The sequence below is a fragment of the Pseudolysinimonas sp. genome, from assembly GCF_031389465.1.
In the GTDB taxonomy this organism is placed as follows: Bacteria; Actinomycetota; Actinomycetes; order Actinomycetales; family Microbacteriaceae; genus Pseudolysinimonas_A.
In genome coordinates, this window is sequence record NZ_JANMSQ010000019.1 from 1 (window position 1) to 15579 (window position 15579).

15 protein-coding genes are annotated in these 15579 nt (G+C 67.2%); 8 read left to right on the forward strand and 7 right to left on the reverse strand.

All coding sequences use genetic code 11. The features are described from left to right. The 3 genes from RMO30_RS00585 to RMO30_RS00595 all read right to left on the reverse strand — a co-directional run. On the reverse strand, positions 1 to 222 hold a 222-nt coding region (locus RMO30_RS00585; protein ID WP_309708096.1), incomplete at its 3' end, for a DUF2071 domain-containing protein. Beyond that, positions 219 to 1238, reverse strand: a complete 1020-nt coding sequence (locus RMO30_RS00590) for a hypothetical protein (RefSeq protein ID WP_309708099.1) — start codon at positions 1236 to 1238, stop codon at positions 219 to 221. The genes RMO30_RS00590 and RMO30_RS00585, both read right to left, overlap by 4 nt. A gap of 86 nt (positions 1239 to 1324) precedes the next feature. Then, a complete protein-coding gene (locus tag RMO30_RS00595) occupies positions 1325 to 2599 on the reverse strand; it encodes an ammonium transporter (RefSeq protein WP_309708102.1) in 1275 nt (424 codons plus the stop codon). Between the two features lie 274 nt (positions 2600 to 2873). On the opposite strand from RMO30_RS00595, the gene RMO30_RS00600 reads away from it, so the two are divergent. After that, a complete protein-coding gene (locus tag RMO30_RS00600; protein WP_309708105.1) occupies positions 2874 to 4040 on the forward strand; it encodes a Na+/H+ antiporter NhaA in 1167 nt (388 codons plus the stop codon). On the opposite strand, the gene zapE is transcribed toward RMO30_RS00600, so the two are convergent. Next, positions 4018 to 5031 carry a cell division protein ZapE gene (gene zapE / locus RMO30_RS00605; protein ID WP_309708108.1) on the reverse strand — a complete coding sequence of 338 codons (1014 nt, stop codon included), beginning with the start codon at positions 5029 to 5031 and terminating at the stop codon, positions 4018 to 4020. The two genes, RMO30_RS00600 and zapE, sit on opposite strands and share 23 nt — an antisense overlap. Before the next feature lie 122 nt (positions 5032 to 5153). Between zapE and RMO30_RS00610 the strand changes: the two genes are divergently transcribed. Genes RMO30_RS00610 through RMO30_RS00620 form a run of 3 tightly spaced genes read left to right on the forward strand, consistent with a single transcriptional unit; the run spans position 5154 to position 7214 of the window. After that, positions 5154 to 6053 carry a sulfurtransferase gene (locus RMO30_RS00610; protein WP_309708111.1) on the forward strand — a complete coding sequence of 300 codons (900 nt, stop codon included), beginning with the start codon at positions 5154 to 5156 and terminating at the stop codon, positions 6051 to 6053. Positions 6054 to 6063: 10 nt separating this feature from the next. Beyond that, positions 6064 to 6501 carry a SufE family protein gene (locus RMO30_RS00615; RefSeq protein WP_309708114.1) on the forward strand — a complete coding sequence of 146 codons (438 nt, stop codon included), beginning with the start codon at positions 6064 to 6066 and terminating at the stop codon, positions 6499 to 6501. Continuing rightward, on the forward strand, positions 6498 to 7214 hold the full coding sequence (locus tag RMO30_RS00620) for a dihydrofolate reductase family protein (RefSeq protein ID WP_309708117.1): 717 nt from the start codon (positions 6498 to 6500) through the stop codon (positions 7212 to 7214). The genes RMO30_RS00615 and RMO30_RS00620 overlap by 4 nt, the downstream gene beginning before the upstream one ends. Here RMO30_RS00620 and RMO30_RS00625 read toward each other — a convergent pair. Continuing rightward, positions 7187 to 8386: an alpha/beta fold hydrolase gene (locus RMO30_RS00625; protein WP_309708120.1), complete on the reverse strand. Its 1200-nt coding sequence runs from the start codon at positions 8384 to 8386 to the stop codon at positions 7187 to 7189. The genes RMO30_RS00620 and RMO30_RS00625 overlap by 28 nt on opposite strands. Positions 8387 to 8475: 89 nt before the next feature. On the opposite strand from RMO30_RS00625, the gene RMO30_RS00630 reads away from it, so the two are divergent. From RMO30_RS00630 to RMO30_RS00645, 4 genes are all read left to right on the forward strand, one after another. Continuing rightward, a complete protein-coding gene (locus tag RMO30_RS00630) occupies positions 8476 to 9072 on the forward strand; it encodes a DUF3000 domain-containing protein (protein WP_309708122.1) in 597 nt (198 codons plus the stop codon). Next, positions 9065 to 10306, forward strand: a complete 1242-nt coding sequence (locus RMO30_RS00635; protein ID WP_397427866.1) for an HRDC domain-containing protein — start codon at positions 9065 to 9067, stop codon at positions 10304 to 10306. The genes RMO30_RS00630 and RMO30_RS00635 overlap by 8 nt, the downstream gene beginning before the upstream one ends. Positions 10307 to 10417: 111 nt before the next feature. Further along, positions 10418 to 11617: a thiolase family protein gene (locus tag RMO30_RS00640; protein ID WP_309708125.1), complete on the forward strand. Its 1200-nt coding sequence runs from the start codon at positions 10418 to 10420 to the stop codon at positions 11615 to 11617. Further along, positions 11614 to 13746, forward strand: coding sequence for a 3-hydroxyacyl-CoA dehydrogenase NAD-binding domain-containing protein (locus RMO30_RS00645; protein ID WP_309708128.1), 2133 nt, complete (start codon positions 11614 to 11616; stop codon positions 13744 to 13746). The genes RMO30_RS00640 and RMO30_RS00645 overlap by 4 nt, the downstream gene beginning before the upstream one ends. 13 nt (positions 13747 to 13759) lie before the next feature. On the opposite strand, the gene RMO30_RS00650 is transcribed toward RMO30_RS00645, so the two are convergent. Beyond that, a complete protein-coding gene (locus tag RMO30_RS00650; protein WP_309708131.1) occupies positions 13760 to 15277 on the reverse strand; it encodes a DHA2 family efflux MFS transporter permease subunit in 1518 nt (505 codons plus the stop codon). Between the two features lie 112 nt (positions 15278 to 15389). Beyond that, on the reverse strand, positions 15390 to 15579 hold a 190-nt coding region (locus RMO30_RS00655; protein ID WP_309708134.1), incomplete at its 5' end, for a hypothetical protein.

A 15579-nucleotide genomic window follows, 5' to 3' on the forward strand; every position in this document is an offset into this window, starting at 1 on the left:
GAACAGGGTGGCCCGATCGAGCAGAAACGGGATGAGACCCACCCAGGTCGATCCGCCGCCTGCCCCCTCAAAGATGTCAGGTCGCACGCCGGGCGGCAGCAGTGGGGCGACCCGGTCGGGCTCGACCCGCCAGTGCAGGAAGGTGAGATCGCTCCACCGCTGGCTCGCGATCGGCCGTCCCGGCAGCGGAGGGGCGGTGCGGCGAATCGGCTCGAGCGTCATGCCACTCTCCGACGGCGAATCAGCACCCAGGTCGGCGCAGACACCAGCAGAGAACCGAGCGCGACCCCGGAGAACGCCATCAACGGCGTCGCAAGCACTCCGACCTCGGCGCTGAAGAGGATGCCGACCGCGTCGCCCCACACGGGAGGCGCGAGGAATCCCATCGCCGTCGCCCCGAGCAGCGTGAATCCCCAGCGGGTCGCCGGCCCGGACCGTGCGACGGTGCGCGAGGCGTGGATGAGGGCCGCGACCATGCCCGCGAGCACGGCGACGACCGCCGTCCACGGGAACGAGACACTCACTGCTCCGGATGCCGTGGCCGCGATTCCGGCGAGGAACCCGAAACCCAGCGAACGGAGCAGCGAACGATCGACGGCTTTCAGCCGATCGACCACAAGCCAGCCGAGCGCACCGGCGACGGGACCGACGACCCCCGCCAGCAGGATGCGAGGGATATAGGCATCCAGATCAGCTTCGAGGCTGGCCAGCCAGATCGCGAACATCACCCAGAACCCGAGCACCGCGGCGATCGCCTCGGTGCCGCCCACGAGCGGCGGCGGTGCGGTGCGCGACCTCCCCGCGAGCAACACGTAGGCGCTCGCCGACGCAAACAACGCGAGCGCTCCCCCGAAATCGGTGAAGCCGCAGCCGTTGAGCCGACAAGGTTCGGTGATGAGGAGCGGCAGCACCGCAGCCCCGGGAAAGACGACCAGTCCCCAGCCGAGCATGAGGATCCAACGTCCCAGAGTGTCGGAGCCCGCTCCGATCGCGGCCGCCTCGAGCAGCACCAGCACCGGAAGCGCAAACGCCGAGAGGCCGAGCAGATAGTCGATGCGGGCGACGTCACTCAAGTTGCCGACGACCGTGGTGACGCCGATAGTGAGGATGGCGGCCACGATCGCGGGCCAGACCATTCGTCCGCCGAGCACGGGCCGCACCAACTGGAAGATCGCGAGTGTCGCTAAGGCCCCAGCTGCGAACGAGATGGCCACGACGAGCGGAGTCATCGTGGTCATGGCGCAAATGTACGGGGCGCTGCCTCCGAAGAGACAGCGCCCCGCGCGGTCATGCTGATGAGCAGAGCCGCTGGTGTTGCTCGGTCTTACTTGGCGTCGAGGACGTAGCCCTCTTCACCGTGAACGACCAGGTCGACACCGGCGATCTCGTCTTCGTTCTTCACGCGGAAGCCGATCGTCTTCTCGAGGATGAACCCGATGACGAAGGCAAGCACGAACGAGTAGATCATCACCGAGACCGCGGCGATTGCCTGAACCGCGAGCTGGTTGAACGAGCCGCTGTTGATCAGGCCAGTGCCGTTGGCGAAGAAGCCCAGGAAGAGCGTCCCGACGAGGCCACCGATGAGGTGGATGCCCACGACGTCGAGCGAGTCGTCGAATCCGAGCTTGAACTTCAGTTCGATCGCAAGCGCGCAGATGATACCGGCGAGTGCGCCGAGCACGAGTGCCCAGCCCGGCGTGAGCGCGGCACAGGCGGGCGTGATCGCCACGAGGCCCGCGACAGCACCCGAGGCGGCACCGACCGAGGTCGCCTTGCCGTCCTTGAGCTTCTCGACGACGATCCAGCCCAGCAGTGCCGCGGCGGGAGCGATGAGGGTGTTGACGAACGCGATCGCGGCGGTACCGTCAGCGGCGAGCTCCGACCCGGCGTTGAAGCCGAACCACCCGAACCACAGCAGGCCGGCTCCGAGGAGCACGAACGGCGGGTTGTGCGGCGTGTGCGCACCCTTGGCGAATCCGACGCGCTTGCCGAGCACCAGGGCGAGGGCAAGTGCGGCCGCACCAGCGTTGATGTGAACCGCCGTACCACCGGCGAAGTCGATCAAGCCGGTGCCGAAGACCGACTCCTGCAGACCGTGGGTCAGCCATCCGCCGTACGAGAACGTGAGGTCCGCGTTGAGGCCGAAGTTGAACACCCAGCTCGCGACGGGGAAGTAGACCACGGTCGCCCAGATACCCGCGAAGATCATCCAGGTGCCGAACTTGGCGCGGTCAGCGATCGCTCCAGAGATCAGGGCGACGGTGATGATCGCGAAGGTCGCCTGGAAGGCAACGAAGGCGAGGGTCGGGTAGTTGGCGGCGGGAGCGGCGGCGTCTGCCGTCGCAGCGCCGAGCAGCAAGTTCGACGAGTCGAACAGCCACGGCAGGCTCGCCGTGCCTTCGACCGTCGGGAACGCGATTGCGTAGCCGTAGATCGCCCAGAGCACGGCGATGAGGCCGATCGCTCCGAAGGACATCATCATCATGCTGATGACGCTCTTCGCCTTGACGAGGCCGCCGTAGAAGAACGCGAGACCCGGGGTCATCAGCAGAACGAGGGCGGCCGTGAGCAACATGAAGCCTGTGTTGCCTTGATCCATTTCATACCTCTCTAGGAATTTGCAGAAGTCGCACCGTTGGACTGTCGCGCTCGGAGAGGGGACTTGCAACCTCGGGTACGCCGCTCAGTCTGGCGGGGTGAGGTTACCGGGGGGCGTGGTAAATGTTTCGTGAACGTTACACACGGCACCTCGATGTAAACATCGTGTTTCGGGGCCCCTCCGATTCGCTTCGAGTCGCCCCGATAGGGTGGACACGGAGCGCCGGGAAGTCTGGTCGGCCGACGGCTGACGTCGTGACCTCCCTGGAGCGCCCATGAACTTCCGGTCCGAACGGCTCGCTGCCGTCCTGCTCGTGATCGCCGCTGCCGCAGGACTCCTGCTCGCGAACTCGGCCGTCGGACCGGGTCTCCTCGAGGGGCGTGCCGCCCATCTCGACATCCCGTGGCTCGGAATCGAACTTTCGGCGGGGCACTGGATCACCGACGGGCTCCTCGCCGTCTTCTTCTTTCTCGCTGCGATCGAGCTGCGCCACGAGCTCTCGCACGGCGAGCTGGACAGTCCCCGCAAGGCGCTCATCCCGGTCGTCGCCGCGGTGGGAGGCGTGATCGTTCCTGCCGCGATCTTCCTGCTTCTGGTGCGCGAGCCCGATCTCGCCCGGGGCTGGCCGATCCCGACCGCAACCGATATCGCATTCGCGCTCGGCATCCTGTCTCTCGTCGCCCGCGGACTGCCCCCGCGGGTGCGCGCGTTCCTGCTCGCGCTCGCCGTCATCGACGATCTCATCGCGATCCTGCTCATCGCGTTCTTCTTCACGACCGACCTGACTCCTTTGCCGTTGCTGGGAGCGGTTCCGGTCATTCTCGCGTTCGGCTTCTTGAGTCATCGAGTGCGTCGTTCGAACCGCGGGGCGCTCATACCGGTGCTCATCGTGCTCGGTCTCGCCGCCTGGTGGCTCGTGCTGCTCTCGGGGGTGCACCCCACGGTCGCCGGGGTCGCACTCGGCCTCATCATGGCCGTGCACCCGGCGAGCCGCACCCGCCACCTCATCGAGCCGTGGTCGAACATCGTCATCCTGCCGTTGTTCGCGTTTGCCGCATCGCTCGTCCTCATCCCCGACGTGCGCGAAGAGGGGCTCAGCCCGGTCTTCTTCGCGATCGCGGTAGCCCTCCCGGTCGGCAAGATCCTCGGCATCGGGCTCGGCGGCTTCCTCGGCTCGCATCTCGTGCCGAAAGCGGAACGCCGCGCTGCCTTGCCCGCGGGCGACATCGCCGTGGTCGCGACACTCGGCGGGATCGGCTTCACGGTGTCGCTGTTGATGAACGAGCTGGCCTATCGCGAGTTTCCCGAGGTCGCCGCGGAGGGCACGCTCGGCGTGCTCACCGGGTCGGCGATCGCCGCGGTCGTTGGGATCATCGTGGCCGCACTGCGCGCCGCGCAACACCGGCGGCACGAGGCTGCTACGGCGTCGAACCCGACGTGAGCGCGATGAGCCGGGAGATCGCACGCAGGTACTTCTTGCGGTACCCACCCGCCAGCATGTCGTCGCCGAACACCTGGTCGAGCGGTACGCCGGTGGCCAGCACCCGCACCTGGCCGTCGTAGAGCCGGTCGACGGCGGCGACGAACCGCAAGGCGTCGGTTTGGTCGTGCAACACGTGCACACCGCGTAACCCGACAGCAGACAGCCCGTGCAGCAACTTCACGTAGCGCGACGGGTGAACGGTCGCGAGATGCCGCAGCACCACGTCGAAGTCGTCCATCGTGACCGTGCCGCGAAGCGCAGCGGCGGCTGACTCGAGCGCGACGTCATCTGGATACGCGATCGCGTGACCTTCGACGTCGCGACGCCGATAGTCGAGCCCGTCGATGCGCAGGATGTCAAAGCGCGCCGCGAGGGCGTGGATCTCTCGCAGAAAGTCGATCGCCGCGAACCGGCCCTCTCCGAGCGCATTCGGCGGGGTGTTCGACGTCGCCGCGATGCGGGTGCCCGTCTCGGCGAGTTCGCCGAGCAACCGGGTCATCATCATCGTGTCGCCCGGGTCGTCGAGTTCGAACTCGTCGATCGCGACCAACGTCGACCCGGTGAGCAGCTTCACCGTGGCCTGGTACCCGAGCGCGCCGACGAGCGCGGTGTACTCGATGAAGGTGCCGAAGTACTTGCGGCCGGGAGCCAGCTTCCACAGCGCAGCCAACAGATGGGTCTTGCCGACTCCGAAGCCGCCGTCGAGGTACAGCCCGGGCTTCAGCTCCGGTGCCTTCTTGCGGAACAGTCCTCCCCCGCCGCCCTTCCAGGCCGCGGCGAAGGCACGCACCCGCTCGACCGCCTGGGCCTGCGAGGGGTAGTCGGGGTCTGGGGTGTAGTTCTCGAGCGTCGCGTCGTCGAACTGCCTGGGAGGAACGAGCGAGGCAGCGATCTCGTCGCCCGACATCGTCGGGGCGCGATCGAGGAGCGACGCAAACGGAGCGGTCATGGATGCAGGCAGGGCCTTTGATCGGGGATATTCGTGTCGAACTATTACGGCACGAAAGCCCGCACAGGATCGACTGCCTACCCTGAGATGGTACGCACCAACCCTACTTGCAGGAGCATCCGATGACCGTCGAGACCGACGCCTCCCCCGCCTTCGCCGGCTACGCCCACCCCGAGCGCCTCGTGAGCACCGAGTGGCTCGCCGAGCACCTCGGCACCCCGGGCCTCGTCGTCGTCGAATCCGACGAAGACGTTCTGCTTTACGAAACCGGGCACATCGAAGGCGCCGTCAAGATCGATTGGCACACCGACCTCAACGACGCCTACGTTCGGGACTACCTCGACGGCGCAGGGTTCGCGAAGCTGCTGTCCAGCAAGGGCATCTCTCGTGATTCGACTGTCGTGATCTACGGCGACAAGAACAACTGGTGGGCCGCCTATGCCCTCTGGGTGTTCTCGCTCTTCGGCCACGAGGATGTGCGTCTGCTCGATGGCGGCCGCGCGAAGTGGGAGGCCGAGAGCCGCCCGTACGTCACCGAGACCACGAAGCCGACCCCAACCGACTACCCCGTCGTTGAGCGTCAGGACGAGACGATCCGCGCCCTGAAGGATGACGTGCTCGCCCACTTCGGCAACCCGCTCATTGACGTTCGTTCCCCCGAAGAGTACTCGGGCGAGCGCACCACCATGCCCGCCTACCCGGAGGAGGGCGCGCTTCGTGGTGGCCACATTCCGAGCGCGCAAAGCGTGCCGTGGGCCAGGGCGGTCGCCGAGGACGGCACGTTCAAGAAGACCGACGAGCTGAATGCGATCTACCGCGACGGCGCCGGACTGAAGGATGGCGACAGCGTCATCGCGTACTGCCGCATCGGAGAGCGGTCGAGCCACACCTGGTTCGTGCTCACCCACCTGCTCGGCTTCGAGGGCGTGCGCAACTACGATGGCTCGTGGACGGAGTGGGGCAACGCCGTGCGCGTGCCGATCGTCAAGGGCACCGAGCCGGGCGCGGTACCGGCCACGTAAGCTGGATGTCGTGAGCGAGTCAGAACTTCCCTCGGCGCTCGCGACGATCCGCGCCGACTTCCTCGCGCTCGAGCAGCATGAACGACTCGTTCTGCTGCTCGAGTTCGCGAACGAGTTGCCCGAGCTCCCGCTGAAGTATGCGGATCACCCCGACCTGCTCGAGCGCGTCGAGGAGTGCCAGTCGCCGGTGTTCATCTTCGTCGACGTAGAAGACGGCGTCGTGCAACTGCACGCGAGCGCACCCAAGGAGGCGCCGACGACGCGCGGTTTTGCCTCGATCCTCGCGCAAGGGCTTGCCGGCCTCAGCGTCGATGAGGTGCTCGACGTTCCCGACGACTATCCGCTCACGCTCGGGCTCACCGAGGCGGTCAGCCCCCTGCGCATCCGTGGGATGTCGGCCCTCCTCGGCCGCACGAAGCGCCAAGTGCGCGAGAAGACCGCGGCGTGATCCTTCGCACTCTGTCGCCGGTGGGCGACGCGTTCGACACGGACGTCATCGACACCACCGCGCCCGAAGCGCGCGCTCGTATCGCCGCGCTCTACCCGCCCCCGGGGTTGCGGGTGAACCTGGTTGCCACCCTCGACGGCGGCACGACGGATGCTGAGGGCACCAGCGCCGGGATCACCTCCGGCGCCGACCGCGCGGTGCTCGGCGCCATCCGGTCGGTGAGTGACACGGTGCTCGTCGGCGCCGCGACCCTCCGCGCCGAAGGCTCGCTGGTACCGCGGTCGACCCATCTCACGGTGCTGACGACGACGGGTGACTTCACGGGCGCAGCGGTGCGCGACGACATTGAGCCCGGACGCATCCTCGTGGTCGGTCCGTCGGGCGCCGAAGAGCAGGCTCGTCGCACCTTCTCGGCGCCGTTCGAGTACTTCGCCGTCGACGGCGACCGGGCCGTACCTCTTCACGTCATGCTCGACGCGCTGCGCGATCGCGGGCTCGCCCACATCGTCTGTGAGGGCGGGCCGCGGCTCGTCGGTCAGCTTCTCGCGGCCGACCTGGTCGACGAGATCTGCCTCACCACGGTGCCGCGCATTCTCGGCCGTCCGCAGCTGCTGTTCGGCGGCGCCTCCCCAGGCCCGCGTGACCTCGAACTCGTCCAACTCCTGGCCGACGAGACCGGTGCGCTCTACGCGCGCTGGCGGCCCTCGCGCTGAGCGGTGCCGTCGGGCAGCTTCGCCACCCAGTCGCGGATCGCACCTTCCCAGCGGACACGGTCGTAGTTCCACAACTTGGTGTGGCCCGCCACCTCGAAAGCCTCGTAGCTGACGATGTCAGGGCGCGCGATTGCCAGCGCCCGGGATGCTGTCGAGGGCACGAAGCCGTCGTCGTCGCTGTGCAGGATGAGCACGGGTCGATCGAGTTCCTTCGCGCGCGTCACGAAGTCGAGTCTGTCGATGTCGAGCGGCTCGGCCAGACCGGTGAAGATCCGCCCCCATCTACTCTTGAACAGCACGATGACGAACGAGCGCACGAACACGGGGAGGCGCCGCAGCCTGACCTGAAAGTCGAGGGCGGCAATCCAGTCGACGACCGGTGACTCGAGCACGACGCCGCTCACCCGATCACCGACAGCGGAACGCGTGAGCGCCTGGAGTACCGTCGCTCCACCCATCGACCAGCCGACCAACACGATCTGCGTCGCACCGTTGCTCACCGCGTAGTGCATCGCCGCATCGACGTCGAGCCACTCTCGGTCGCCGAGCGCGTAGCGGAAGTCGTCGCTGCGAGGCGCCTCGTTGTCGTTGCGATACGACACCACGAGCGAGGTGAATCCGGCCTCGCGGAAGACCGGCACCGCCCGCAAGGTCTCCGGACGTCGGACCGCGCGCCCGTGCACGTGGATCGCCCACCGGGTCGATGAGGAGTCTGCGGCCGGAATGAGCCAGGCGGGTGCGTCGCCGAGCGGAGTTGCGATCGCAACGTCGTCGAACGGTACGCCCAGATCTGAGGGAGTGAGGTAGAACCACCCGGTGAGGCGACCGCGTCGCGCCGCCGCGAGGTCGCCCGAGTCGACACCGAGGATGCGGCGGGTCACCGTCGTCGGGGTGGACGCGACGATTTCCCCGAAGCGTGCGTGCCCCGATTCACGACTGAACCAGAAACTGTATTCGCCGGGCAGTCGTGAGTCGGCGGTCGCGTCGAGCACCACGAGACCCGCGTCGAGGTCGACCGACCGGATGACGACATCCTCTTCTCGCCGCGACGGCGGAACGAGCACCTTCCTCGCAACGAGCACGCTCACCGCCGCGGTCGCGACGGCCGCCGCTCCGATGAGCGAGAGCGTTCCGATTACGCCGCTGATCGCGATCTTCGTGCGGCTCGGCATCCGGTCCTCCTCAGGAACGAGCGCCGTGGCCGGGACGTGAGTCGGCGTGGCACGTGACGGGCTCCCGGTTCAAACCATAGTGTTCAGTCGTGGCCACAGTTCGCTCCGACCCGGTCGTTCCGGCCGCTTTCGGGCGCGCCCTCACGGCGGTGCGCCGTGCGACCACTCGCCCCGAGCTACAACTCAACGAGATCCCCGCACCCATCGGCCTCGCACCGCACGCCATCGCGCTGGCGGCCGACGTCATCCCGGTGAAGCACGGCCTCGACTCGGTGCTCGGCACCGGACGCTTCGTGCTGCTCTTCGATCCCGAACACCCCGATGCCTGGGGCGGCTCGTTCCGCGTCGTCTGCTTCGCGCAGGCGCCGCTCGAGACCGACATCGGGCTCGACCCATTCGTCGCCGAAGTCGCCTGGTCGTGGCTCACCGACGCTCTCGCCGCGCGCGACGCCGGCTACTCGGCTGCGTCGGGAACGGCCACCAAAGTTCTCTCCACCGGGTTCGGCGAACTCGCCCACCAGAGCGATGGCGCGCAACTCGAAGTGCGCGCCTCGTGGACCCCCGACGCCCATGCGATCGGAGCCTCCGTTGAAGCCTGGAGCGATCTGTTGTGCCGACTCGCGGGGCTACCGCCGACCCCGGAGACGGTCGGCTTGATGCCGAACCGGCGAGGGGCGCGTGGCTGACGCCCCAGATGAGGCGGTCCCGGCTGCGCTTCCCGAAGCACATGAGCCCGTCGCCGTCATCGACACCGTCGAGGGCTACCGCGAAGCCGTCGCTGCACTCGCCGCAGGCAGTGGGCCGTTTGCGGTCGACGCCGAACGCGCGTCGGGTTTCCGCTACTCCCAACGCGCCTACCTGATTCAGGTCTACCGACGTGGCGCGGGCGCGTTCCTCTTCGACCCGCCGGCCATCGGCGACCTCACCGAACTCGCGACCACCATGGCGGGCGAGGAGTGGATTCTGCACGCCGCGAGTCAGGACCTCGCGTGCCTGCGCGAGGTGGGCCTCGACCCCGAAACGATCTTCGATACCGAACTCGGAGCACGACTCGCCGGCCTTCCCCGCGTCGGGTTGGGCACCGTCGTCGAAGATCTGCTCGGCATCCATTTGGCGAAAGAGCATTCCGCGGCCGACTGGTCGACTCGGCCGCTCCCTCAGAGCTGGCTCGTCTACGCCGCCCTCGACGTCGAGCTGCTTCCCGACCTGCGCGACGCGATCGGGCAACTGCTCGACGATGCCGGCAAAGCCGACATCGCGCGACAGGAGTTCGCAGCCGTGCTGCGTCGAGAGCCCGTCTCGCGACAGGAGCCGTGGCGCAGGCTCTCCGGCATCCACGCCCTCCGCCAGCAGCGCAACCTCGCCGTCGCGCGTGAACTGTGGCAGACGCGTGACGACTACGCGCGCGAGATCGACTCGGCGCCCGGGCGACTGGTGCCTGACGCCTCGCTGTTGGCCGCGGCGCGCGCGCTGCCCGCGACGAAGCGCGACCTCGCCGCGATGAAAGACTTCAACGGTCGCGCCAGCCGCTCGCAGCTCGACCGCTGGTGGGGCGCCATCGAACGCGGTCTCGCAACCACCGACCTTCCGGTCAGCCGCCCCCCGGGTGACGGAATGCCTCCGCCTCGCGTCTGGGCCGACAAGAACCCCGAAGCCGACGGCCGCCTCAAGCGTGCCCGGGCCGCCGTCGTGGCTCGCGCAGAAGAACTCGACATCCCCGTCGAGAACGTGTTGACGCCCGACACGCTGCGCCGCGTCGCCTGGGCTCCCCCCGCCGACATCACGCCGCAGAGCGTGGGCGAGGCCCTCGCAGCGCTCGGCACACGCGACTGGCAGGTTGAGGCAACCGCACAGTTGATCGCGCAAGCCTTTGTGGATGTTCCCCAAGAGCCGGAAACCCCCGAAGAGCCCGAGTCGTAGGAAGAATCAAAGGATTCTGAGGCACTGGGGCCCCTGCCTAGGCTGACTCGGTACGCAAAAAGACAGTGTTCGCACGAATCAGGGCGCACCCAATTAATGCTGGAGGGCATCGTGGCCGAGAGATCCGACGTCGTTTTCGTGGACGGGGTTCGCACCCCGTTCGGCCGAGCGGGCGAGAAGGGCCAGTACTGGAACACTCGGGCCGACGACCTGATCGTCAAGGCCATGATCGGCCTGCTGGAGCGCAACCCGAACCTCCCGCCTGAGCGCGTCGATGACGTCGCGATCGCCGCAACCACGCAAACGGGCGACCAGGGGCTCACCATCGGGCGCACCGCCGCCATCCTCGCCGGGCTGCCGCTGAGCGTTCCCGGGTTCGCGATCGACCGCATGTGCGCGGGCGCGATGACGAGCGTCGCAACGATCGGCAGCATGATCGGATTCGGCCAGTACGACATCGGCATCGCCGGCGGCGTGGAGCACATGGGCCGTCATCCGATGGGCGCCGGAGCCGACCCGAACCCGCGATTCCTCGCCGAGAAGCTGGTCGACCCGGAAGCCCTCAACATGGGCAACACTGCCGAGCGGCTGCACGACCGCTTCCCCTCGCTCACCAAGGAACGCGCTGACCGATTCGGTCTGGGCAGCCAACAGAAAGTCGCCGCGGCCTACGCTGCGGGCAAGATCCAGCCCGACCTCATCCCGGTCGCGATCAAGAGCGAAGCCGGCTGGGGTCTCGCCACCCAAGTCGAGGGGATGCGCCCCGAAACGACGATGGAGGGCCTCGCAACCCTTAAGACTCCATTCCGCCCGCACGGCAGGGTGACGGCAGGAAACGCCTCTCCGCTCACCGACGGTGCGACGGTGTCGCTCCTGGCCAACGCCGACGTCGCGAAAGACCTCGGTCTCACCGCCAAGATGCGCATGGTGTCCTTCGGTTTCGCCGGAGTTGAGCCCGAGGTCATGGGCATCGGCCCGATCCCGTCGACCGAGAAAGCTCTCCGCACGGCAGGTCTGACGATCGCCGACATCGGGCTGTTCGAACTCAACGAGGCGTTCGCCGTGCAGGTGCTTTCGTTCCTCGACCACTTCGGCATCGACGACGACGATCCGCGAGTCAACCCCTGGGGCGGCGCGATCGCGATCGGTCACCCGCTGGCCTCGTCGGGCGTGCGACTCATGATCCAGCTCGCCCGTCACTTCGAAGAGCACCCCGAGGTGCGCTACGGTCTCACCGCGATGTGCGTCGGCCTCGGCCAGGGCGGCAGCATCATCTGGGAGAACCCGAACTTCAAGGGAAGCAAGCGATGACCGACTTCAGCAAGCTGGTCGGGCTCGACCCCGACGAGGTCGTGACGCATTCGTTCGTGCGCGACATCAAGCTGGGCAGCGGCAAGGTGCTCGCCCTCATCACACTCGACAACGGACGCGACCACACCCGTCCGTCGACACTCGGTCCGGCCACGCTGCTCGAACTCGGGAGCGTGCTCGACGCGCAGAAGGCACGGGCAGCGAAGAAGGAGATCGCGGGGGTCGCGGTCACCGGCAAGCAGTTCATCCTCGCCGCCGGCGCCGACCTGTCGAAGGTCAGCGAGATCCCCGACCGTGACACCGGTCTGCTGATGGCGAAGCTCGGCCATGAGACGCTCGGCAAGCTGAGCGACCTCGGCGTGCCGTCGTTCGTGTTCATCAACGGCCTCGCCCTCGGCGGAGGAGTCGAAATCGGACTCAACGCCGACTACCGCACGATCGACTCATCGGCGGCGGCGATCGCCTTGCCCGAGGTGTTCCTCGGGATCATCCCCGGCTGGGGTGGTGCGTGGCTGCTGCCCAACCTGATCGGCATCGAGAACGCACTCGAGGTCGTCATTTCGAACCCGCTCAAGAACAACAAGGTGCTCAAGCCCCAAGAGGTCTTCGAGCTCGGGATGGCGGACGCCATCTTCGGACCGGCCACCTTCCTCGAAGACTCACTGAAGTGGGCCGATGGGGTGTTGACCGGAAAGATCAAGGTCAAGCGCAAGAACGAGCCCGGCAAGCTGGAGCGCGCCGTCAAGTGGGATGTCGCGATCGGCATCGCCGACAAGATGCTCGCCTCGCGCATCGGCCGGGTCGCGAAGAGCCCCTACCGTGCGCTCGAGCTGCTCAAGGCCGCGAAGAACACCGACAAGAAGACCGGCTTCGCCGCTGAAGACGAGGCACTCGCCGACCTCATCTCGGGCGACCAGTTCCGGGCGTCGATCTATGCGTTCAACCTGGTGCAGAAGCGCGCCAAGAAGCCGGCCGGCGCACCCGACAAGGCGATCGCTCGCCCGGTCACCAAGGTCGGCGTCATCGGCGCCGGGCTCATGGCGACGCAGTTCGCCCTGCTCTTCGTGCGTCGTCTGCAGGTTCCGGTCGTCATCACCGACCTCGACCAGGAACGTGTCGACAAGGGAGTCTCGACCATCCATGGCGAGATCGACGAGCTGCTCGGCAAGGGCCGCATCGGCTCAGACGAAGCGAACCGGCTCAAGGCACTCATCACGGGTACGACCGACAAGGCCGACTTCGCCGACTGCGACTGGGTCATCGAGGCGGTTTTCGAGGAACTCGGGGTCAAGCAGCAGGTCTTCGCCGACGTCGAGAAGCACATCTCGCCAGAGGCAATCCTCGCGACCAACACCTCGTCGCTTTCGGTCGAGCAGATCGGCGCGAAACTGAAGCACCCGGAGCGTGTCGTCGGCTTCCACTTCTTCAACCCGGTCGCGGTGATGCCGCTGATCGAGGTCGTGAAGACCCCGAAGACGACCGACGAGGCGCTCAGCACGGCGATGGTGACCGCCCAGAAGCTGCGCAAGAACGCGGTCATCACGGCCGACACCCCCGGCTTCGTCGTCAACCGCATTCTCGCCAAGTTGCTCGGCGAAGCGATGCACGCGGTCGAGCTCGGAACGCCGTTCGACACGGTCGTTGAGGCCGTGAAGCCGTTCGGGCTGCCGATGGATCCGTTCGTGCTGCTCGAACTCGTGGGACTCAAGGTCGGCGCGCACGTACTCGACACCCATCACGCCGCGTTCCCGGAGCGGTTCTTCGAGAGCCCCGCGCTGCACGAGCTCGCCGAGTTCGGTCACCTGTTCGAGAAGGATGCGAAGGGGAAGAGCAAAGGCATCGACCCGAAGGTTCTGAAGATCGTCAAGAAGCACCAGATCGCCGATGGCAAGCCGTACACCGCGGAGGAGTTGCGCGCCCGGGTCGAGGACGGCCTCGCCGACGAGATCCATCGGATGCTCGAGGACAAGGTCGTCGGGGCACCCGAGGACATCGACCTCTGTCTCATCCTCGGGGCGGGTTGGCCGTTCCAGATGGGCGGCGCAACCCCCTACCTCGACCGGGTCGGGGCGAGCGAGCGTGTGTTCGGCGGCACCTTCCACACGCCGCGGATCGTCGGAGTGGCCTAAGCGGCTCTGCTGGTCAGTGCGCGGGGACCTCAGCCTCGGCGGGCAGTGAAACGTCAGGGATCTCGGGGGCGACCGGCCGACGCACGAAGAACGCGGTGACGACGATTCCGAGCGACACGAAGGCGCCGGCCAGGAATGCCAGCTTCGCCCCATCGGCAATGTCCGCCGGCTGCGCGACAGTGACGTCGGTCGTGCCAGACGTGGCGAGGGCGACGGTGAACAGCGCGACGAACACGGCGGCTCCTGCGGCCCCCGCGACCTGCTGGATGGTCGCGATGAGCGCGCTGCCGTGCGAGTAGAGGTGCATCGGCAACGCGCCGAGGCTCGCCGTGAACAACGGGGGAAAGAGGAAGGCGAAGCCGAGGAACAGCGTCGTCTGGATGGCGGCGACGAGCCACACCGAGCTCTCGGCACCGAGCAGCAGGGCGAACGCCCACACCGATGCTGAGATGACGAGGGCTCCGGGGATCACGAGGGGGCGCGGGCCGAACCGGTCGTAGAGGCGCCCGACGAACGGTCCGAGCAGGCCCATGAGCAGCCCGCCTGGGAGCATCACCAACCCGATGACCTCGGTCGGCTGCTGCAGCGCGTACTGCAGGTAGATCGGCAGCGTGATCACGAAGCCGAAGAACATGAGCATCGCGAGCGAGAACATCACAATCGCGAGCGAGAAGGTGTGCGCCCGGAAGGTGCGCAGGTCGAGGAATGCGGCATCCCGGCGCTGGAGCGCGAACTGACGGAACACGAACGCGGCCAGGAAACCGAGGCCGACAATGATCGGCAGCCACGGCGGCAGAAGCGCCGCGGATTCTGCCGCGAGACCGATACTGCTGAGGCCGTAGACGAGCGTGCTGAAGCCGAGAGCCGAAAGCACCACGGAGAGCGCGTCGAGCGGGATGACGCGCGTCTCGGTGACATTGGGTACCAGCACGACGCCCAGAACGAGCATGACGATCGCAAGCGGCAGCATCACGAAGAAGAGTCCGCGCCACTGCTGATCGAACGCCTGCAGCAGGAAGCCGGCGACGGTGGGGCCGATCGCGGGGGCGAGCGACATCACCATCGAGATGCGGCCCATGATGCGCCCGCGGATGTGCATCGGCACGATCGTCATGATCGTCGTCATCATGAGCGGCAACATGATGGCGGTGCCCATGGCCTGCACCACCCGACCCACGACGAGTACCTCGAACACCGGCGCGAGGGCGGCGATGAGTGTTCCGGTCGTGAAGAGACTCATCGCGGTGACGAACACCGGTCGGGTGTTGACCCGCTGCAGCAACCATCCCGTGACGGGGATGACCACGGCCATCGTGAGGGCGAATCCGGTCGTGAGCCACTGACCTTCCGCCGCCGTGATTCCGAGATCGGCGATGATCGTAGGGATCGCGACCGCCATCGTCGTCTCGTTGAGGAAGACGACGAAAACCGCCGCGAGCAGGAGGACGAGCACCCTCCGTGACTTCGGATCGAGGCGGTCGGCCTGCTCGGCCGAGGCCGTCGCGCCTTCGGACGTGCTCGAATGACTCACGATTCCTCCATGGGTGTTCGGCGAGTGCCTGTGCTTTCACGCTAGCGCGGACCGCCGACTCGACGCTCCGCGGATGTTCCGCCGAGAGTGAACAAGTCTCAGCCAGCCGGAGCTATTCTCGAATCTTCGACGCTCCGTCGACGACGACAGCGTCGTCGGGTAGCGGTCGGGCAACCGGGATGCGCGTGCCCAGCACTTGCGAGACGATGTCGCGAGCGATCTGCTGATCCGACAAGCCCACCTCGGCGAGGATCTCACCGCGATCGCCGTGGTCGAGGAACTGGTCGGGTAGCCCGAGTTCG